Annotated in this window: 20 protein-coding genes and 2 pseudogenes; 16 read left to right on the plus strand and 6 right to left on the minus strand. The window is 35.1% G+C overall.

Annotated elements, in window-relative coordinates:
- The 6 genes and pseudogenes from ACHABW_RS22070 to ACHABW_RS22095 all read left to right on the plus strand — a co-directional run.
- Positions 1-1,437: MBL fold metallo-hydrolase (locus tag ACHABW_RS22070; protein WP_435758638.1), on the plus strand; the 1,437-nt coding region annotated here is incomplete at its 5' end.
- The gene (locus ACHABW_RS22075; protein WP_435758640.1) at positions 1,437-1,709 is read left to right on the plus strand and encodes a DUF3006 domain-containing protein; all 273 of its coding nucleotides are present in this window, start codon (positions 1,437-1,439) and stop codon (positions 1,707-1,709) included. The genes ACHABW_RS22070 and ACHABW_RS22075, both read left to right, overlap by 1 nt.
- Before the next feature lie 228 nt (positions 1,710-1,937).
- On the plus strand, positions 1,938-2,984 hold the full coding sequence (locus ACHABW_RS22080; protein WP_435758642.1) for a DUF2332 domain-containing protein: 1,047 nt from the start codon (positions 1,938-1,940) through the stop codon (positions 2,982-2,984).
- A 386-nt stretch (positions 2,985-3,370) separates the two neighbouring features.
- Positions 3,371-3,982, plus strand: a complete 612-nt coding sequence (locus tag ACHABW_RS22085; protein ID WP_435758644.1) for a DedA family protein — start codon at positions 3,371-3,373, stop codon at positions 3,980-3,982.
- Between the two features lie 9 nt (positions 3,983-3,991).
- Positions 3,992-4,819: an undecaprenyl-diphosphate phosphatase gene (locus ACHABW_RS22090; protein WP_435758646.1), complete on the plus strand. Its 828-nt coding sequence runs from the start codon at positions 3,992-3,994 to the stop codon at positions 4,817-4,819.
- A 341-nt stretch (positions 4,820-5,160) separates the two neighbouring features.
- Positions 5,161-5,451 (plus strand): annotated as a pseudogene (locus tag ACHABW_RS22095) (tyrosine-type recombinase/integrase); the annotation flags it as partial.
- 232 nt (positions 5,452-5,683) lie between these two features.
- Here ACHABW_RS22095 and ACHABW_RS22100 read toward each other — a convergent pair.
- Entirely contained in the window at positions 5,684-6,697 is a 1,014-nt protein-coding gene (locus ACHABW_RS22100) for a DUF3231 family protein (RefSeq protein ID WP_435758648.1), read from the minus strand.
- Positions 6,698-7,394: 697 nt separating this feature from the next.
- Here ACHABW_RS22100 and ACHABW_RS22105 point away from each other — a divergent pair.
- A complete protein-coding gene (locus ACHABW_RS22105; protein WP_435758650.1) occupies positions 7,395-7,991 on the plus strand; it encodes a hypothetical protein in 597 nt (198 codons plus the stop codon).
- A 221-nt stretch (positions 7,992-8,212) separates the two neighbouring features.
- Positions 8,213-9,172, plus strand: coding sequence for an NAD(P)-dependent alcohol dehydrogenase (locus tag ACHABW_RS22110; protein WP_435758652.1), 960 nt, complete (start codon positions 8,213-8,215; stop codon positions 9,170-9,172).
- Positions 9,173-9,265: 93 nt separating this feature from the next.
- On the opposite strand, the gene ACHABW_RS22115 is transcribed toward ACHABW_RS22110, so the two are convergent.
- Positions 9,266-9,448 carry a DUF4177 domain-containing protein gene (locus ACHABW_RS22115; RefSeq protein WP_435758654.1) on the minus strand — a complete coding sequence of 61 codons (183 nt, stop codon included), beginning with the start codon at positions 9,446-9,448 and terminating at the stop codon, positions 9,266-9,268.
- 1,068 nt (positions 9,449-10,516) lie between these two features.
- The gene (locus ACHABW_RS22120; protein WP_435758656.1) at positions 10,517-10,753 is read right to left on the minus strand and encodes a DUF3953 domain-containing protein; all 237 of its coding nucleotides are present in this window, start codon (positions 10,751-10,753) and stop codon (positions 10,517-10,519) included.
- An 837-nt stretch (positions 10,754-11,590) separates the two neighbouring features.
- Between ACHABW_RS22120 and ACHABW_RS22125 the strand changes: the two genes are divergently transcribed.
- Together ACHABW_RS22125 and ACHABW_RS22130 are read left to right on the plus strand one after the other, a co-directional pair.
- On the plus strand, positions 11,591-12,409 hold the full coding sequence (locus tag ACHABW_RS22125; RefSeq protein ID WP_435758658.1) for a MerR family transcriptional regulator: 819 nt from the start codon (positions 11,591-11,593) through the stop codon (positions 12,407-12,409).
- Between the two features lie 100 nt (positions 12,410-12,509).
- Positions 12,510-13,718, plus strand: a complete 1,209-nt coding sequence (locus tag ACHABW_RS22130; RefSeq protein ID WP_435758660.1) for an MFS transporter — start codon at positions 12,510-12,512, stop codon at positions 13,716-13,718.
- A gap of 277 nt (positions 13,719-13,995) precedes the next feature.
- On the opposite strand, the gene ACHABW_RS22135 is transcribed toward ACHABW_RS22130, so the two are convergent.
- Both ACHABW_RS22135 and ACHABW_RS22140 read right to left on the minus strand, forming a co-directional pair.
- On the minus strand, positions 13,996-14,439 hold the full coding sequence (locus ACHABW_RS22135) for a CHRD domain-containing protein (RefSeq protein WP_435758662.1): 444 nt from the start codon (positions 14,437-14,439) through the stop codon (positions 13,996-13,998).
- Between the two features lie 116 nt (positions 14,440-14,555).
- Positions 14,556-15,952, minus strand: a pseudogene (locus ACHABW_RS22140) (PLP-dependent aminotransferase family protein).
- A 141-nt stretch (positions 15,953-16,093) separates the two neighbouring features.
- On the opposite strand from ACHABW_RS22140, the gene ACHABW_RS22145 reads away from it, so the two are divergent.
- The 4 genes from ACHABW_RS22145 to ACHABW_RS22160 all read left to right on the plus strand — a co-directional run bounded on the left by ACHABW_RS22145 (position 16,094) and on the right by ACHABW_RS22160 (position 18,703).
- Positions 16,094-16,957 (plus strand): DMT family transporter, encoded by an 864-nt coding sequence (locus ACHABW_RS22145; RefSeq protein ID WP_435758664.1) that lies wholly within the window; start codon positions 16,094-16,096, stop codon positions 16,955-16,957.
- A gap of 425 nt (positions 16,958-17,382) precedes the next feature.
- Positions 17,383-17,982: a CBO0543 family protein gene (locus ACHABW_RS22150; RefSeq protein WP_435758666.1), complete on the plus strand. Its 600-nt coding sequence runs from the start codon at positions 17,383-17,385 to the stop codon at positions 17,980-17,982.
- A 41-nt stretch (positions 17,983-18,023) separates the two neighbouring features.
- Positions 18,024-18,176 carry a hypothetical protein gene (locus ACHABW_RS22155; RefSeq protein ID WP_435758668.1) on the plus strand — a complete coding sequence of 51 codons (153 nt, stop codon included), beginning with the start codon at positions 18,024-18,026 and terminating at the stop codon, positions 18,174-18,176.
- Positions 18,177-18,436: 260 nt separating this feature from the next.
- Entirely contained in the window at positions 18,437-18,703 is a 267-nt protein-coding gene (locus ACHABW_RS22160; RefSeq protein WP_435758670.1) for an endonuclease NucS domain-containing protein, read from the plus strand.
- A gap of 248 nt (positions 18,704-18,951) precedes the next feature.
- On the opposite strand, the gene ACHABW_RS22165 is transcribed toward ACHABW_RS22160, so the two are convergent.
- Entirely contained in the window at positions 18,952-19,314 is a 363-nt protein-coding gene (locus ACHABW_RS22165) for a winged helix-turn-helix transcriptional regulator (protein ID WP_435758672.1), read from the minus strand.
- Between the two features lie 121 nt (positions 19,315-19,435).
- Between ACHABW_RS22165 and ACHABW_RS22170 the strand changes: the two genes are divergently transcribed.
- Together ACHABW_RS22170 and fghA are read left to right on the plus strand one after the other, a co-directional pair.
- The gene (locus tag ACHABW_RS22170) at positions 19,436-20,551 is read left to right on the plus strand and encodes an S-(hydroxymethyl)glutathione dehydrogenase/class III alcohol dehydrogenase (RefSeq protein ID WP_435758674.1); all 1,116 of its coding nucleotides are present in this window, start codon (positions 19,436-19,438) and stop codon (positions 20,549-20,551) included.
- Between the two features lie 4 nt (positions 20,552-20,555).
- Entirely contained in the window at positions 20,556-21,389 is an 834-nt protein-coding gene (gene fghA / locus ACHABW_RS22175) for an S-formylglutathione hydrolase (protein ID WP_435758676.1), read from the plus strand.
- The last annotated feature ends 50 nt before the right edge of the window (positions 21,390-21,439 follow it).

Raw genomic sequence — 21,439 nt, forward strand, 5'->3', positions numbered from 1 at the left:
GAACCGTCCCCCTGCTTCCCGATTGTGTTATTATTTCATATAGATAGAGGTGATTCTTTGAGAACAAGTTTGGTAAGTTTAATGAATTTATGTTTAATAGTTTTTTTAATCACGGGATGTCAAGAGGCGGAAACAAACGAAGCTACTGGTGATTACAACTCGGAAATAGCATCTGAAAATAATGCTGATTCAGATGAATCGAGTGAAACAGAAAGTAAGGAAGAAAATTTAGATATAAAAGAAGAAAATGAAATGGAGACAGAAAGCAACACTAATCAAGATGTAGAACAGAACGAGGGAAACACAGAAGAAAATCCTAGAGACGGACCATCGGCGGATAAACTTAATGAAATGAAAGTTCACTACATCGATGTAGGACAAGCTGACGCAACGTTAATAGAATATTCCTATGAAGGCGATGATTTTAGAATTTTAATTGATACAGGAATTTGGGATGCTAATAACGTTGTCAATTACTTGGAGTCTCATGAGATTTCTCACCTTGATATTTTAATTGGGACACACCCACACGCAGACCATATCGGACAGATTGATCAAGTCATTGCAAATCTCGATGTAGAAGAAGTCTGGTTGTCTGGAGACACGGCAACCTCCGATATATACCAAGAGGTAATGGATGCTATTGAAGACAGTAATGTTGAATTTCATGAACCAAGAGCTGGCGAAGGATATGATATCGGTCCTCTAGTTCTTGAGATTCTAAACCCAGATACACTAACAGGTGATTTAAATGAAGGTTCTGTATCACTCAGAATGGATTACGGAGAAGTTTCCTTTATTTTTACGGGGGATGCGGAATCTCAAACGGAAAATGCAATGAGTCAAAGTGGGCTTCATTTGGAAGCGGATATTCTTCAATTAGGACATCATGGTTCGAACACATCTTCTACAGATGATTTTTTAAATGCAGTTAACCCTGATGTTGCTATTTATTCAGCCGGTTCTGACAATCAATATGGTCATCCCCATGATGAAGTGATTTCGCGAGTAACCGACAAAGGAATTGAACTCTACGGCACAGATGTTCATGGAACGGTAATTGTTTCTACTGATGGGGCCACCTACGATGTGACTACTAAAAAAGATGGAAATATTACTCCCGCTTCACCATCTTCTGGTAGTTATAGCGGTAGTTCAAGTAACTCTTCCGATGAGGCAGATTCTAATGATAGAAATAACGGAAACGATAAAGGTGATGATAATGATTCTGCCAAGACTACTGAAAATTGTGTAGATATTAATTCTGCATCTATGGAGGAAATTGAATCTATTATTCACTTCGGTCCTGCTCGAGCAGAAAAACTTGTTCATTCAAGACCGTTCAAATCCGTAGATAGCTTATCTAAAATAAATGGCATAGGCGAAGCAAGACTTGCCGATATAAAATCGGAAGGTTTAGCTTGTGTAGGAGGGTAATGATGAAACACGAAGGCGTTTTAGATCGAATCGTAGATGGAAAGTTTGCAACAATATTAATCGAAGAGATAGGTGAAGAGTTTACTCTCGATGTATCTGAGTTACCAGACGGTAGCAAAGAAGGAATGTGGTTTTTTATAACCTTATCTGGAGATAAGATCGTATCTTTAGAAATGAACAATAAAAAAACTACTGATGTTGAAAACCGAGTTGAAGAGCAACTTAATAGAATGCGTGCTAAAAGCAAAGGAAGTCGTTTTAAAAGGAAATAGTATAGCAAACTTTCTCACATAGTCGAAAATAATTCTTAAATAAACACGGAGTCCGTACATGATACGAAACGAACGCCATTCCATAATCGGAATGGTGTTTTTTTCTTGACTACGAGATGCTTATCCTTATTTACAGAGTAAAATCAATACATTCAAATAGTAAAAAGGCTTTTTTTGGTAAATTGTCGAATTTATTATTAATAGATTGTATATAAGGGGGAAGTTTATTTGGTTGATAACGAATTTTTGTCTCGGAATTTTTTGACCTTTGCCGAAAAGGAATGTAAAGGGTCAAGCCTATTATACGAATTTTTGTCCATAAAAATTTCTAAGGATGATGAACTTCTTGCTATTTGTGGTAACGCAGGTGATGGGCAACCTATCCCAAACCTGTTATTTGGTGCAGTACATTATCTTTTACTAAAAGGTAAGGAACACCCATTAAAGGAGTTTTACCCGAGTATAGTAAATCATCCAAAGTTATATAAGGACTCGTTTGATTTCTTTAAGGATTTTTGTATTAAATATCGGAATGAAATGGAGTCAATTCTCAAAACGAGACTTGTCCAAACGAACGAAGTACGAAGATGTGCATACCTTTATCCTGTTTTTTGTACTGTTTATGAGAAAGCGAAGAAACCATTAGCACTTATTGAAATTGGAACTAGTGCAGGGTTACAGCTTCTTTGGGATAACTATTCCTATTCATACGGACAAAATGACATTTATGGTAATATGGATTCCAAACTTCATCTTACAGCAGAAATCAAAGGAGAAAATACACCAATTCTTCATTCGACCCCACCACCAGTATCGACCAGGATGGGGATAGATTTAAATACAATTGATTTAAATGATGAAGATGAGAAATTGTGGCTTAAATCCTTAATATGGACCGAACATAAAGAGAGGTTGTTTATGTTTGAAGAAGCTGCAAGTTATATGAAAGAAGTTCCAGTGAGTTTGTTTGATGGTGATGGGATAAGTTTATTATCAAAATTTGTTGATAATATTTCAGAAGACAGTGTGATTTGTATTTTTCATACTCACGTTGCTAACCAAATACCATTAGAAATGAAAAATCAACTGTTACAAATTGTTGAAGACATTGGTAGGAATAGAGACATATTTCATATTTACAATAACATTCAAGATAGGTACTTACATCTTGATTATTATTTGGATGGTATTGAAAGTAAAAATACTATAGCTGAAACCGATGGACACGGTAGACGGTTTAAATGGTTTTTGAAAAGCCAAATGCCAATTCAGTAAAATGGTGAATCTGCTTTCTTATGGGCAGCTATTCTTTGTTCTTTGCCACTTTGTGAAAAAATATACTTAAACAAACAGAGTAGCAATAATGGAAGAACCGTAGTTTCTGTTATGGGCTTGGAATCTCGTACACCATGATTTTCAGCTTTTAAAATAGCCATATTGTAGAAGATCACTCCGGAATACGGGATTGAATTCTCTTGGGATATGGGGTAATATAAAGTATTAAAACAGATTATAGGCATTAGATAAGTGTTAACAAAATAAACTATCCAATAAAAAGCTATTCTTAAAAATTAGTTTGTAAGAGTAACAATTAACAGCCTTAATTTATGTAGAAATAGCTGCAGGTTTTCATGTATTTTAGATAGAGGTTGGAGCTGAATATGGAAAACTGGATTACCGATATAATGAGCCAGTACGGCTACATTGGGATATTTTTACTCATCATGCTTGAGAATATTTTTCCTCCTATACCATCTGAAGTGATTTTGACGTTTGGTGGCTACATGACAACGCAATCAGAGATGACAGCCATGGGCGTTATTATGATTTCAACTGCTGGTTCAGTAACAGGGGCTATCATACTTTATGGAGTCGGTTTACTGATGGATGTTACCCGTTTAGAGAAAGTAGTAGATCGGTATGGCTATGTTTTACGGTTAAAGAGAAAAGATCTATATAAGGCTGATGCGTGGTTTGATAAATATGGTATCTGGACAGTATTATTTTGCCGATTGCTTCCGTTAATTCGTAGTTTAATTTCGATTCCTGCGGGGATGTCAAATATGAGATTTGGATTATTTTTATTATTTACGACATTAGGAACACTCATTTGGAATACAGTTTTAGTATTGGTAGGAGAATCCGTTGGAGATAATTGGGAATCAATAGTGGGTGTAATGTCCGTTTATGCAAATATTGCTTATGTACTTTTTGCACTACTGGGACTTGCTATGATTATGTGGTATTTACAATTTCGAAAAAGAAGAGCATAAGGAGAAACTATGGAACTATTAGATTTACTAAAGGCGTTAATATTAGGATTTGTAGAAGGAATGACGGAGTTTGCGCCAGTTTCTTCAACGGGGCATTTAATTATTGTCGATGACATGTGGTTAAGAACATCTGAGTTTCTTGGAAAATATTCAGCAAATACATTTAAAATTGTGATTCAATTAGGATCAATCTTTGCTGTTATCGTCGTCTTTTGGAAACGATTATTAAGTCTTGTGGGACTTTACAAAATAAAAGATTCTACACCCGGCTCTCAATTAAAATTATTACATGTATTAACTGGGTTAATTCCAGCTGCTGTTCTAGGTGTATTATTTGAAGATTATATTGATACTTATTTGTTCTCTGTTGAGACGGTGTTAGTTGGTTTGGTTATAGGTGCGATTTTAATGATTATAGCTGATAAATTCGGACAGAAAGTACCAAAAACGCAATCTTTGGATCAGATTACATATAAGCAAGCTTTTGCTGTTGGGCTTGTTCAATGTTTTTCATTATGGCCAGGATTTTCACGATCGGGTGCAACGATATCAGGTGGTGTATTGTTCGGTATGAACCACCGGACGGCTGCTGATTTTACGTTTATAATGGCCGTTCCGATTATGTTCGGGGCCAGTTTCTTATCACTTTTGAAGAACTGGGAGTATGTTGAACCCGACCATTTATCGTTTTATATCGTTGGCTTTATAAGCGCATTTCTCTTTGCTCTTATTTCCATTAAGTTTTTCTTAAAATTAATTGGGCGTGTGAAGTTAACACCTTTTGCCATTTATCGTTTAGTATTAGCCGCTGTCCTATTCGTCATACTTGTTATGTAATTATTATTGAAGAGGCTGTCAAAATGAGACCATCTTCAAGTGAGAAAGTATCATTTTATTTTGGCTAAACCACCACTCCTAGAGTCGTGTTTTTTTTGTTTCTTGGAGACTAACCGTTATTTCGATTGCACTAGTACTATATTTAGTAGAGGTTATCGGATCATTGAAAGGAGGAAACAGCGCATGTGGTAGAAGTGGTCAATGATGAGAACTATTATAAAATTTCTACAACATCCTAGGGAGAAAAGCAGATAGATCTAATATTAGGAGAAGAATATCTAGGTGAAAAAATTGAAGTGGAAGATGTAGGTAGATGGGGTTCAACTGAAATAACGGTGAAAGTTAGCGATAGTGAAAATTCCACTAGAGCGTTGTTTGTTACGAAACGAAATCCTCATTGGTTGATCATTGCACAAAGGAGATATATAATAAAACGTATTTCAAGTAGAGCAGGAATCAATAAAAGCATTCACCCCGACCAATTAAGACACAGTTATGCGACTCATTTGATGAATAATGCTACGCCATTAGAGGTCATTCAAAATCTATTAGGACATGAAAAGAGCGAAACAACGAGGATTTATGCACAACTTAGTGGAGCGATGAGAAGAGAACTTTACCGTAAATATTTTTGGTATATGAATATATTCCCCTTTGATTATCCAGTCAGTTGGAAAAACATGTTAAACTAAAGGGATGGTATTCGAGAATTTGACAGTACGCTTATTCAAGTATTGGGGAGGTTACTGCTATAAGGGACATAGTGAAACGTGCACTATTACAGTAGGGAAGGCTTAGCCATTGCATATAAAAATGAGCAGGTTTAAGACCTGCCCCAACTGAAACCATACTATAATTTTAATTTTACATATTTTTTTTAGCTAACTCATCCCTGTCTGATGCCATTGGAGGTTGTTCTAACCATTTATTTTCTATCATGATATTTGCTCCATCCTCAGCAAATAATTGAATTTCAAAAGATAGTCTGTTATACATTACACCTATGTCAACTCTAGGACTTAGAGAAATACCTGTACCATAATAACCAACACTAATAGCAATCAAACCAGATGTATAAAACATCATAAGTTTATCAGAAAAAGTAAAAGATGTACTATTTGTCACTTCAGTTGCCAAATTTGTAGATACAGGAAGATTACTTTCTTCTAGTTTTCCCCCAAATAATTTAATATGCTTTTTTGCCATTTCTATTCCTCTAATAAAGAATTGAGTAACCTGCTTTTCCTGTGCTACTTGACTAAATCCAGTTAAGGTAGCAGCTCCTAATGCATTTCTTTGTATATTAGCATGTAAATTGGCTATCTCTGATGCTAATAATGGTCTTTTTTCTCCAAATATATCCCATAAAAGTCCTTGTTTTTCAACAAATTCGACTTGTGTCAGATTTTGCAGGTAAGGAGACCTTATGTATAGACCTTTTGATAATAATAAATCCTTTGACATTTTATATAATTGCATTGTCTCTGAAAGGCATTCCATATAGTGGTCTGTTATATCTACTCTTACAGATGCCGATAAACCTGCGGCGTATGTATTAAGTCCAATCATAGCCATCTGATGAATATAATTTAAGACATAAGTGTCAGAAAACAATCGAGGTGCCGTTAAATCAACATCTTCTTCTACCTTAAATCCATGAGGTACTTTGTTCTTTTCCTCAGTGAATATTGAGGTTACCTTTTGTATGTGAGCCTGTGATAACTCTAAAGCATAAGCAATTACAGGCTTAATCTCAGCATCCTCAGCCTTTTGTAAAAAGTAAGTTAACATACAAATACCTCCACTATCAGCATTGTATTGAGCCCATAGTTGAGCTATTTCTGTTGAAGTAAGCCTAATTTGCTTTTCCTGTTCCAAGTTATTTGCCCCCCTATAAAACGTTATATTTATTATATTGTCCAATAGTTACCTGTCATATGTAGGATAATAGCTTATAAAAAAATATATCCCATTATATGATTCTTTCAAGAAACTTAAATTGATTTAATAATGTTGTCACAGTATAAAACACGAATTTTTAGTTGATGTGAAGGATTATACTTAAACAAACGGGAGCTTTACTTTAATAAGACGAACGAACCCTGATAAGTGAGTGTTCATAAGATGCTTGAATTTTGTAAAGGGAGGATTAAAAATGCCAGTAATTCTAATCAGTTTTTTTCAACTAATGGAAGCGAAGAATATAGAAGTAATCATTAAAATTCAGCTGAATTACTTCATAACTTTATGAATTGGTTAAAAAAGAATAAGGCATAACTATTAAATTAACGGGTGCGATAGTATAACTACGAGTTACATTATTGCAGCTCTTTTTTTGTACCAATAATTTGGAAAAATATGTTAAACTAAAGTTTAATGAATGTAAGATAAATTCTCTTTCATTCGAGAGAATGTAAATAGATTAGAGGAGGGACAAAGATTCGAGAAAAAACAGTATTTAAGTTTTGTAGTAATAATAGTTATAATATCTTTTGTTATTATTTTTTTAAGAGACCCAGTAAGTGAAAAAAATATAGTTAAAGATACAGATGAAGATACTGAGATTGAGACTGAATTGGATGATGACACGGATGAAAATAACGAGATTGATCCTATTGGTTACATTAAATTAAAGGGAGAAAATAGAGAGTTAAAGAATCAAATCGAAATACTAGAAAACGAATTATTTGTTAGTAATTTTGAATTAGTAAAAATAATAATGAATTCCGAGCTAGTCTATGAAATACTTCCTTATCCTGAATCAACTGAAATATTGTTTAAAGAGGTTGAAGATGCAAATTATGTATTTTTTTACAAGGATGAGACAGGTTTTAACCTTACAGTATCTTCCCTAGAAGATAGGTCAACAGAGCATTTTGATTTTTATCAATTAGACCCAACCGAAGACTTTAATTGGTATGGAGGATACTTAACATATAATGGGTTTATTGCAGATAACAAAATTAAATCTGTACGAGTTATACAGAATGAAACGGTGTATGATGCAGAAATCATCACAATTAATGAAAATATGCGAGTCTGGTATAGCATAATTGATTATGAAGGGAAGTCAATGTCAGAGGAACCAGATAAAATGAAGATTGAAGCTTCGAATGAAGAGGGTGAAGTGATTTGGCATGATTCTTTTAATGATGATTTAGGCGGGTTTTAGGTAGTAACGATTTAATAATTTAACTTTGAGAAATTTTGTACTTAAACAAACGGGTAGCGATAGTGGAACAAGCTGACACTCGGCTTCTTGGTGACACATTGGAGTATTAATATCATAAACATCAACTACAAAAAGTCAACATACATTTGTAATTGTAAAAACAAGATAATCATTTTGACTGTTGTAGTTTTATAACGTATCCATTGAATGGGAGGTAATGTATGAAGGCCATTGTTTGTACAAAATACGGACCGTCGGATGTTCTACAGCTTCAAGAGATTAAAAATCCTGTTCCCCAAAAAAATGAAGTCATGGTAAGAGTGAATGCGACAGCAGTTAATTCAGCTGACTGGCGGCTTCGAAAAGCTGAACCATTTGCGGTAAGGTTATTCTTTGGTTTTACAAGACCGAGGAGGGGCATTTTAGGCGGTGTTTTTGCTGGGGAAATTGAAGCGGTAGGCCCAGATGTTACTCGATATAAAGTAGGTGATCAATTATTTGGATCTACTGGCATGAGTTTAGGCGCTTACGCGGAGTACAAATGTCTGCCTGAAGATGGAGTGATTGCATTAAAACCAGAAAACATGTCCTATGAAGAAGCCGCCTCCGTTCCTTTTGGAGGATTGACAGCATTGCATTTTCTTAGAAAAGCAAATATCCAAAGGGCACAAAAAATCCTTGTCTACGGAGCCTCTGGAGCTGTTGGCACTGCAACAGTCCAGCTTGCCAAATACTTTGGGGCAGAGGTTACTGCGGTTTGCAGTACGACAAATGTGGAAATGGTGAAATCACTAGGTGCTGATAGAGTAATTGATTACAAGATGGAAGATTTCACTAAAAGTGGTGAGAAGTATGATGTTATTTTTGACACGGTAGGAAAGATGTCGTTTTTACCTTGTAAAAAATTATTAAAGAAGAAAGGAATTATTATATTAGGGTCATCGAATGTGTCGAAAGAGGTTCAAGGGCTCTGGACTTCCATCACAAGCAGCAAGAAAGTAATATCAGGGATGGCCGGTGAAAAGGTGGATAATCTCCTTCTACTTAAGGAGCTCATTGAGTTGGGGGAAATCAAATCTGTGATCGATAGATGCTATCCCTTTGAACAAATCTCGGATGCTCATAGCTATGTTGAAAAAGGGCATAAAAAGGGAAATGTAGTGATAACTGTGGTTAATTGAAACGTCTAAGGGCAATGATAGAAAAGCAAAAGTAGTTGGAAAGTTATATCTATTATTAATTAATTGGTTGCCTTTTGATGGAAAGGTCCTTTATCAATTAAGGGATCTTTCAAAAATAATTTCAAAGTAAGAAGCAGAACCATATCCTTTCGTAGCTGGAGCAAATATTTGGACGAATCTCCAACCATCTTTTGCATGGTTAACAATAATATTTTGGTAATCCTCTTTTCCGTTCCAATTACTAAGATCAACTTTCACAAATTTATATTCATACATGATTAAAAACCTCCTGTGTAAGTCATATTATTTTTATACGTATGAAGCAGAACAATAGTTTCAAAATGAGTTAATGAATAGTAGGAGTCTAATTGAATGCTTACTATTTGTTTCGTTTTCACAAGAATGTTACTTATAACTAAGTAATGTGGGAACATTAAAAAGACAACTCCGAAACGTTAACAAGATATTTACCAGAAGTATTTGATTAAATGAGACCGAAATTTTACAAATAAACTGCCATGTGGAATGCAATTTCCGTATGGCAGTTTATTTGTGTTGGAATCACTAACTAACAGTTGTAGGTACTATTCGTAAAATAGAATCTGGAAGAATTGAAAGTCTTCCGACTAAGCGTAGCATTCGAAGACTGTTAAAAACTCTACACCTATTATTAGTGTAAGATTCCTTTACATTTTAAGAAGAAAGACTACACCACCCGTGCCAATGAAGCACAGAACCGTCCCCTTGTTTTTCGCCTACTTATTTTTGTTTTTTTTATTATCAAGAATCTTTAACCAGAAGTACAATAGACTAACAGAAAAAATAGTCGACGTTACACCAGTAACAGCACGCATTACAAAACTATCATTAGAAAAGCCAAATAAAATATATGCTAAACAATAGATGTACGATATAACAATAATTAAATTTATGAATGTTTTCTTCATGGAATATTTCCCCTTCAAACTTTGCTTTTTTACACTAATATCACACTGGTATTGAGCTTCGTGCACTGAGGATAGAATAGTTGAACAATTGTAGCGCTAACTTCTAGTGCTAACGCTGCTCCGATAGGTCAAGAAGAAATAAATGAATTAGTGTTTAGTTCTTCTGAAATATCTATATAAACTTAGTAATCCTATAACAATTAAAACGGTCATAGCAATGCTATAAAAAATCGACTTAAAAGTGTAACTAAGCGAATTCATACTACTAACCATAGCGGAACCTAAAACAAAAAATAACACAACTACCAGCAATAACCTTTTCATATATTTCCTTCTCCAACAATCATCCGTTAGCGACCTATAAGCAATCACAGTTTGTTCCACTATCGCTACTCCGTTAGCTGAATTGTGAAGTATAAATAACAACGAAAAATACAAATGCAGATGCACCAATGTTTATGTATCCCCAAAATGTTTTTTTGTCTTTTTTAAGTTCATTTAAGCCTACTACCAACGATAGGAAACCCAGTGAAAGTAAAGAATAAGGCAATAAATCAAATGTTCGAGTTATTAAACTATAGCTACCTAATGTGACGACGGACATTGATAAGATAATTCTTAATACTTTCAGCAATTTCTTTCCCCCTAAAGCAAGTGTCTTCTTAAACTAAGCATCATTTAGCTAAAGTGAAAACATTCATATTAATCCTTATATTCTACTATCACTTTAACATAAATTTACCAATTCATTTTCATAATCTTAGAAACTACTCTCCAACTATTTGGCCCGATTCCGAAGGGCTTCTCTCTATGAATATAACACTTTTGATTCTAAAAATTATGGATTTTAATCTTTGGTCGTTTAGACAGTGTGGCAGTGGTAAAAACGATGTCAAAAAAGCTACATTTCAATTGCCGTAATCGGACATCTTTACGAATTCAGAATTCCTTACAGAAAAAGAGATGGAATACTTACGTGAAGGTTGCATCTGATCTTTTAAATTTGCACTATTTGAGTTTAGTTTTTGTATTCAAAAGGGTGTCGTATTGGTGAAAGGATTCTCCTAGATTAAGAGAGTGTGAGTTTCGAAAATCGTTCTGCGATCGTAACAAGCAAGGGCGGTAAAGAACCAAGTGATTCCAATAGAGCATTGTTTGTTTAGAAACGAACCCCTATACGAACATGACTGGCACTGAATATTACCCCACAGATGCCAATGAAGCATGGAACCGTCCCCTTGTATCTTCATTGAAAATCTTCTATGAAAGAAGTAAACTGTGTTCATATCCTTGACTCTTCATGAGTAACTGAAGAGTCTTTATTGCGTTTTTTCTTCTGTGAGAATAGAGGCTGCGTTCGTAAACAAAAAGCCGCTTGGGAGGGACGAGGGACCGGTCCCTCCGTCCCCACCAATGAAGCAAAGAACCGTCCCTTGTTTCAATAAAAAGATAGTAGAGAAAGGATACTCAAATGAGAAATCTGTTTACAATAGGAGAAATGGCAAAACTTCATAATATAACCATGAAAACACTAAGATATTATAATGAGATTGGATTGCTAGAGCCAATTCAAATTGACGAGAGAAATGGGTATAGATATTATTCAACGGAACAATTTGAACAACTAAATACGATTCAGTATTTAAAGAAATTAGGGTTTTCTTTGAAGGAAATCAAGGGTCAACTATACCATAGGGATATTGACGGTTTTGTGGATTTATTAGAGAAGCAAAAAAAACTAACAGAACAAAAAATAAAGGAACTCGAACAGGTGAACCGTAGATTCCAAAATCGTATCAACGATATTACATTAGCTCGAGAAATAATGGAATTAGGAGTGGTAAGAGTAGTTGATATAAATGAGAGGAAAGTAGTGAGATTGATGGAAAAAATCGGTTCAGAACCCGAAATAGAGGTTTCATTGAGGCAATTAGAGAATATGGCGAACATGAATTCCTCCATTTTTATTGGTGGTGTTGGGCTTACAGTAGATTTAAATAATATTAAAGATAAAAAGTTTGATGAATATAACTCTATTTTCATCTTAACGGAGGAAGAAGATATCGAGAACTCATTCATTACGACCTTTCAAAAAGGGAAATATGCCAGTATTTTCTATAGGGGCGACCATAACGAATCATCTCCATATTATAAAGTTTTACTAGATTACATCAAGAAGAATGGTCTTCAAATGATGGGAGACTCCATTGAAAGAGTGATCATTGATCAGTACATTTCAAAAAACGAAGAAGATTACCTGACAGAAATACAAATTCAAGTTACCTATTGACCTTCCCCTTACTGGAAGGTTTATTATTTGTATTGCTACTTGAAAAGGACTTTCCATCTATCTATTTTCGACTAGACAATAAAATAAAGGAGAAAAGGAAATGACTACTATAAATAATAAGATTTGGTCACTGTCGTTTGTATTCGTACTGGTTTCCAATGCCTTAGTCTTTATGACTTTTGAAATGCTTTTACCGACTCTTCCCTTATTTATCACGGCCTTAGGAGGAGGAGCAAGTCAGGTCGGTTTAGTAACAGGGATTTTTATGTTATCGGCTATTTTAACCCGTCCATTTGCGGGAATTCTTGCAACGAAGATTGATAAAAAACTACTTTTAATTTTAGGTATTTTCCTTATGGCCCTATCTACAGGTGCGTATTATCTCTCTAACAACATCTCAACGTTATTACTTATCCGATTAATTCACGGGGCTGGATTTGGTTTAGCAACCACTTACTTTGCCACACTTGCTGCTGAAATCGTTCCTAAGGATCGTCGAGGCGAGGGGATTGGCTATTTTGGCGTGGGAGAAACAGTTGCCATCTCAGTAGGTCCAATGGTTGGTATTATGACACTAGAATTATATGACTTTCAACGATTATTCTTTGGAGGAATGGCTGTTCTTTTTCTAGCTATTATTATGGCTATTTTTATAAAAATAGCACCTAAAGGGAAAAAAGTAGATAAGCAAGTAAGTGGGAAATTTAAACTATTGGAGAAACGAGTTCTCTTTCCTGCATTGCTCATCTTTCTAATTGGAATTGCGGCAGGAGGAATTATGTCATTCTTTTCTCTGTACGCAATAGAGAAGGATTTTACTCAAGTAGGATTATTTTTCTTATTGATTGCTGCAGCAACTTTTGTGATTCGATTAATATCAGGAAAATTGTTTGATGTTTACGGGCTACCGGTTATTCTAATACCGGGTTCTATTCTGTCGATCGTAGGATTGATTATCCTATATGTTGCAGTTAGTGATAGCATGTTTTTAATCGCAGCTATCTTTTATGGATTTGGATTTGGTGCTATTTTCCCAGCCATTCAAACATGGTGTTTGAATTTAGTAGAGGAACATGAACATGAGGATGCGATGGCAACATTCTTCAACTTTTTTGATTTAGGTATTGGGGGAGGTTCCTTTATCCTTGGATTAGTAGCTACAGTTGCATCTTATCAAGCTGTATATCTTGTCGCGTCCATTGTGTACGGGTTGGTTCTAGTTATTTATCTTGTTTACTTTGTTCGAAAAAGACAATCAAATAAACACAGTGGAAAAAGGGAAGAACTTAAAAATCAAGCAATCAACTAGTGTAGGAAAATGTTAATAAGGACTTTGAAGATGGTGCAACAGTTTTTGGTAAAGGAGTTCGATGAAGTACAAAACGTCTAGACCCTCTTAAGATAAGGAATGATTTAGGAGGAGGATAAATATGAGTATGGAGTTAAAAGCGGTTAAACGAATAAAAGACCCTTCGATGTTTTTCGGAAGGGTCTTCAACATTTTTTCCTCGCTTGAGCGAATCACGCCAGTTCTACTGGTGCCAATGAAGCAGAGAACCGTCCCCTTGTTTCCCTTGTTTTTTAGGCTAACGGTGTGGAAATTTAAGTGGTATAATTTGACCTCTAATTTCACCTGCTGGATTTTGTTCAGTATGAGCATTAACATAAGTTAATTCTCGTTCCATGAATTTCAATAAATCTTTTACAGTTTTTATACCTACTTTATTTTCCACAATATCATCATTAGTAATAGTCCCTGTAATAAGACCTCTTCTCGTCGTAATACCGTTTTGCTGCTCAAGCGTTTCTAGGTCAGCCCCAAAAAGGAACGCAACTACAGGTCCGTTTACACCTCGGGCACCAACGTGGATATGTGCTTGAACAAAGTTTTCAATGTTTTTAACTTCTAGTGCAAACTTTATCTTCGTTTTATTTTTATTCGCTACAAATTTCGCTGAACCAAAAGCATCAGTTTCCACAGGAGGGACTTCGTTTTCACCTTTTAATCTTGTCCTAAAGAATGTTAGCATGTTTAATCACCTCACTTTCATGCAACTAATACAGTCTATGTAAGGTGATTTTGATTTGTATAGGTTAGTAGCTAACTAAAGATGACTAGTTTCTCAAGAAAGGCTACAGAAAATACTTATTTTAGATCCCAAGATTTACTCAGTAGATAAATCCCTCTTTTTATTTCTTCTTCTGATACTCCCGAAAATCCTAATGACATTGTTTTTAATGCAGACCCTTTTTTGTAGGAATCAGATACAGGATAAACTCTTACACCTTGATTTTCAGCTTTTTGAATGAGTTCTTGTTCACTTAACTCTAAATAAACATCAATGAGAATTCGAGGACCAGAATTTTCTCCGTGAATGTTAACTTTATCACCTAACTCATTTTTAACTGCTTCTAAAATGGTTTTTCTTTTCTTACGGTAAAGCTTTCTCATTCTATTTAAATGTTTTTGCCATTCGCCATTCTGTATGAACTCCGCAAGGGCATATTGGTTATTGGAAGAGACCGTTTGTTTAAACAGCGCGGTAACCTCAGTTGCTTTCTTTATTAATGAAGGTGGAAGAATCATATAACTAATGCGTAGTGTAGGAAGAAAAGATTTTGAGAAAGTTCCTAAATAGATAACGCGGTTTTTCCTATCCAGCGCTTGTAAGGAAGGGATAGGTTGACCACTGTATCTAAATTCTCCATCATAATCATCTTCAATAATAAACGATTGATTATCAGCTGCCCATTTTAATAATTCTAGCCTTCTATTAATGGTCATAATTCTTCCTAAAGGATATTGATGCGACGGTGTTACATAAATTAAGTCAGGGATGTTTTTCTTAACTGCGTCCATTCTTAAGCCTTCACTATCTAGTGGTAAAGGGATAATTTCTATTCGATTTAACTCAAAAATTTCTCTAGATCTTGGATATCCGGGTTCTTCAAAGCCAACTTTAAAACCGGTGTTTAGAATGTGACATAACAACTGCAGAAGGTAAGAGGTACTTGCACCAATAATGATTTGATTTGGGTTGCAATTGACGCCTCTGGATTGGTAAAGGTACTCGGTTATCAGAGATCGAAGCTCCATTTCTCCTAAGACGTCACCAGGTCGACAAAGCTTTTCTGAATTAATATTTATCTAAGCTTGCAACAACGCTCTTTCTCCAAGCAGAAAAGGGGAAAAAACTAGAATCAACCATAGTGAAAATCAATGATCTCATTTGTTATTACATTAATATCTTGCACAGGTAATTCAGCAGTCTTTGGATAAGGGTGTATCAAAAATGACTCATCGTAATCTGCAAAAAGTCCGCTCCTTGGCTTACTTAAAATATAGCCTTCTGCTAAGAGCTGATCATATGCTCGTTCAACAGTTGTTTGACTAATATGTAGTTTTATGGCTAAGTGTCTTTTTGAGGGAAGTTTCATTCCTTTTTTGATACGCCCGTTGTGCATGTTAGTTTTAAAAAATTCAATAACTTGTTGATACAACGGATGCTTAGATTCCTTGTCTAAAAATGGTGTTAAGTCCAATGGCGGTACTCCTTCAATCTGACATTGTTAAAAATCACAAAACTGACCTTTTTCAAGTGGTCAATTTTAGCTTATGTTTATTATAATCAATATGATTACTTTGACAAGTAATTCAAAGGATAGGATTCTGGGGGGATTATAGTGAATGTAACAATAAAAGGGTGGATGTATGGTTTTATCGGAATACTTATATTTAGCGGTTCGCTTCCTGCAACTCGTGTTGCTGTCGGCGAACTTGATCCATATTTTCTTACGGTATTTCGTGCTGCAATTGCTGGATTATTATCCGTGTTATTCATTATAATTTTAAAAGCAAAACGACCTGAAAAATCGGATGTATTATCATTAATTATTGTGGCGGTTGGAGTGGTTATTGGCTTCCCACTTCTCACAGCTTTGGCACTCGAGCATAATACTGCTTCTCATACTATCGTATTTTTAGGCCTTCTTCCATTGTCAACAGCACTATTTGGTGTCATAAGAGGGGGAGAACGACCTACTCTTATTTTTTGGGTCTTCTCAGCAATAGGAAGCTTTTTGGTTGCAGGGTTTGCTTTATTTCAAGGAGGCGAATCTTCGCTACTGGGCGACTTTTATATGTTGATATCTATCATAGTTTGTGGTTTGGGCTATGCAGAAGGGGCTAAATTATCTCGTAAATTAGGTAACTGGCAAGTCATTTCTTGGGCACTTGTATTGTCTCTGCCCTTTATGGCCATTCTCTCCATTTATCTTTTTCCAAGTTCTTGGGAAGGTATAAGTATTCGAACATACGTGAGTGTAGCTTATGTTTCCTTATTCAGCATGTATATAGGGTTTGTTTTTTGGTATAGGGGTCTTTCACAAGGTGGGATAGCATCAGTGGGACAGTTACAACTATTGCAACCATTCTTTGGACTTTTACTTGCAGCTGTTATTCTTCAAGAGGAAGTTGGCTTTTTACTCGTTTTAGTAAATGTCGGTGTGGTATTTTGTGTTGCTGCAGCAAAACGATTTTCAAGGTAAAAAATTTGTAAACAGAACGTACAGAGAGTCTGGATGGATCAAAAATACTTGAATATGTGGGGAGACTTTGAATGTTTTCATGTGAATTAAAGGGGAGAATTCTTTAGTATTTCGGAGTATCCCTTTTAATATATGTTTTTCAGATTTGTTATGAAAAAGATTTACTAAGTAATAAAGATAATAACTAAGACTTTCCTAATTTCTTCTTAAAAAATCGGAGTAGCGTTATAGCAAGAAGCTAGCTGCCTTTTAGTACATACTTCCTATTGTTTCTAACTACAACAAACAGGCGCAAACGTCCTTTCTTGTAACATTGGGCAGATTGCGCAGAAAAACACTTAAACTATATAGCAGGTTAGTTGAATATAAATAACTAATGTTACACAAACTGAGAGCACCGAATTCACATATGGGAAAGTGATAAGATGATTAAGGATTTTATAAATATTGGTTTTAATATTGAGTCATATATTACTATTTTTAGTATTTTGATTGGTTTGGTTGTTCTTATACTGTTTTTAAAATTAAATTGGAAGAAATATGGTTTATTATTCATCTTATCTATGTTAGTTAGCAACATACTTTGTTATACCTTTGTTAAATTGACTTTCTACTCATTTCCATACTTGTTATTCCCGGAAATACTAATAATGCCTTTAACTCCAATTACATTTTCTTTTCCAATAATGGTTCTAATAGCTGTACGTTATAGCCCCACCCATTGGGGATGGAAAATACCTTTCTATTGGACAATCGTTCATGTAGGTATGTTTTGGGAAACATGGGCATTAGCAAATACAAGATTAATTGAATATAACTTTAAATGGGATTTTTGGGATTCTTATACTTGGTGGTGGATATTTTTCTTGATTTTTGAATGGGTTGGAGGAATGATAGTACCCGAAAATTTAAGAAAACCTATTAACATTCAATCTTTGAGATTCGGTAAACTAGGGTGGGCAATTATTCACTTCATATTAATTGTGACAGTTTTTCTCGGAGGTTACTATTTAGGCTCTCTTTAGAGAAAACAATAATAAACTAAAAAAACTAAAGGGTGCAAGAGTTGAATAAGGCTGTTTATTTAAACAACTATAATACTTCTTTATTTAAAGTGGATGAAGATGTGGAGATAACTAAGCAATGGAAACAAGATGAGAGTGATTCTATCTTCTTTAATCAGGCGCGATTGTCAACAACGGAGGTAGAAAAAAGATAAACTTTTAAACTAAACAGAAAATTAAAGCTGCTGGAGAAAAATCTATTTTGTCTTAATCTTTTTTCAAAATGGATTCTTTTTATTTATCGTAAAATATAGGTTTGCGTTGTATTTTAATCAAACTTTATCTCAAAGCTACAACTACGCTGTTACACGAACACCTCTGAAATGACAACAATTTTCAAATCTCCTCCTCCTTTTATGTCATTCGAAAGTACTTAATGTATGAAGGGCTTTTAATTTGAGAGGAGATGAGTAGGATGAATGAAGCAGAGTTAACGTATGGACTTATAAATTATTCAGATTTAATTGAACCAGGATTGACGTTTAAAGGGAGGGAAGTAAATCTAGCTGGGAAAAGATGTGATTTACTTTTTGTTGATAAGGATGGCAAGGATCTGTATGTGGAAGTGAAGAAGCATGTAGACGTAAACGGAGGGGGGCAGTTGATGTCAATTCTCAACAAGGGTAAAGAGTTACCTGAAACTAAGCAGAAAAAAGTATTATCTGTTTTTGAATGGATTTAGAGCTCTTGTAACCAAAGCAATTAAAGAAAGATATTTTTAGTTAAAGAGCGCTTTCCCGAGTAACGATAAAAGTCCAATTTCTCAACTTTACTGCTGAGAAATTGGGCTTTTTGTATTTACTTATAGTGCAAAATAATTCCTAAAAGGACAGATTCCAAAATGTTCGTCTGGGAACATTCAAAAAGCCACGAGACGCATTCATTTCAGCGTTTCGTGGCTTTCACTTTAAGAACCGTTTGTGCAGATTGTTATTCAACTGATGTTTTATCAGCATTTTCTTTCAAAAATGCTCTGAAACTATCTCCCCAATCACAAATGGAAGTTACAACGGGCTCTAGAAGTAAACCAACTTCACTTAGTTGATACTCCACTTTAGGAGGTACAACCGGGTATACAACTCTAGTAATTATTTTATCTTCTTCTAATTCTCTTAATTGTCTAATTAACATACGTTGATTGACATCGGGAAGGTATTTTTGTAATTCACTTAACCTTAATGGAGATTCTTGGAGCAAACACCATATAATTACTATTTTCCAGCGTCCACCTATCACCGATAACGCCAAATCTTTGCTAGTGAAAAAAGTTTTTTCTTTATAGAAAATTTCCATATATTATCCCTTTCTCTGTTGTTACTTTGTTTATAGTGACAAAAACGTCAGTATTGTTCAATTAATTATATTATGGGATTATGGAAAAGTAAATTAGAAATAAAAGGAAGAGGGGATTCATTTGAAAAGTAGAGCTGCTGTTGCATTTAAACCAGGAGAACCACTTAAAATTGTAGAAATCGATGTAGAAGAACCAAAAGCAAAAGAGGTATTAGTAAAAATACTGTATACATCAGTATGTCATACCGATGCTTTTACATTATCAGGTGATGATCCGGAAGGCGTATTTCCTGCTGTACTAGGTCATGAAGGTGCTGGTGTTGTCGTTGCTGTTGGGGATGAAGTCACTTCAGTAAAGGCGGGGGATCATGTTATTCCTCTATACACGGCTGAGTGTGGAGAATGTAAATTCTGTCGTTCTGGTAAAACAAACTTATGTAGTGCCGTCCGAGAAACTCAAGGTAAAGGTTTAATGCCTGATGGAACAACTCGTTTCTCTTATAATGGTGAGCCTATTTATCATTACATGGGAACAAGTACATTTAGTGAATATACCGTCGTTCCTGAAATCTCTTTAGCAAAAATTGATCCAGAAGCGCCGCTTGATAAAGTTTGTCTATTTGGATGCGGTGTTACTACAGGGATTGGTGCTGTACACAACACAGCAAAAGTGGAAGAAGGAGCTGTGACAGCCGTATTTGGTTTAGGTGCTATTGGATTAGCTGCTATTCAAGGATTGGTTCAAGCAAAAGCAAGCCGAATTATTGCTATTGACTTAAATGAGGATAAGTTTGAATTGGCTAAAAAAATGGGCGCAACTGATTTTGTAAATCCTTCTAAATGTGATAAACCAATTCAAGAAGTCATCATTGAAATGACGGATGGAGGAGTAGATTATAGCTTCGAGTGTATTGGAAATGTTGAAGTAATGAAGTCTGCTCTTGAATGTTGTCATAAAGGTTGGGGTGAAAGTACTATTATCGGTGTAGCAGGCGCAGGTAAAGAGATTCATACTCGTCCATTCCAATTAGTAACGGGGCGTGTGTGGCGTGGATCAGCCTTTGGAGGAGTTAAAGGAAGAACCGAACTGCCAGGAATGGTTGAAGATTATATGAATGATAAAATTGATTTAGATTCATTTATCACACACCACTTAAATTTTAAAGACATCAATGAGGCGTTTGATTTGCTACATAAGGGCGAGTCGATCCGTACGATTTTAACATATGGAGAGTGAGAAAATGAGCCTAAAACTTATTGAAAAACATCGCTCTTTTGGTGGAGAACAATGTAAGTACAGCCATTATTCGGAAGTGTTACAGTGTGTTATGACATTTAGTATCTACTTGCCATCGAATAAAGAAATGAAAAAAATCCCTCTTATTTGGTGGTTATCTGGTTTAACTTGTACAGATGATAATTTTAGTCAAAAAAGTGGCTTTCAAAGATTAGCTGAAAAATATCAAGTGGCAGTCATGATTCCAGATACTTCACCACGTGGAGAACATGTTGCTGATGATGAAGGATGGGACCTTGGACAAGGTGCAGGTTTTTATTTAAAAGCAACACAAGACCCATGGGCAAAGCATTATAACATGTATACGTATATAGTAGATGAATTAACAACTATTGCGTCAACTTTGGTACCTCATTTTTCAGGAGAAGAAAGCATAATGGGCCACTCAATGGGAGGTCATGGTGCTTTAGTGATTGGCATGAAAAATGAGGCGAGATTCAAAGCGATTTCTGCCTTTTCTCCTATTTTAAATCCGAGTCAAGTCCCATGGGGAATAAAATCTTTCTCCACTTATTTAGGTGAAAGTAAAGCTTCTTGGAAAGAATGGGACGCTTCAGAATTGGTCAAAGAAGCTGGCATTCCGCCTATTCTCATTACGCAAGGAACACAAGATCAGTTTTATCCAAAACAATTAGATGAAACGATTTTCTTAAAGAATGCTCAGGAAAATAATCAAGTAGTAAATTACAAGAAGATGGAAGGTTATGATCATAGCTATTTCTTTATAGCTACTTTCTTAGAGGACCATTTCGCTTTCCATATAAAGTTCTTAAGATAATTTATATTTTATTAAAAATATGGAATGGAAAATAAAAATATCCACATTGC

This window comes from Salipaludibacillus sp. CF4.18 (assembly GCF_051262595.1).
GTDB classification, from domain to species: Bacteria; Bacillota; Bacilli; order Bacillales; family Salisediminibacteriaceae; genus Salipaludibacillus; species Salipaludibacillus neizhouensis.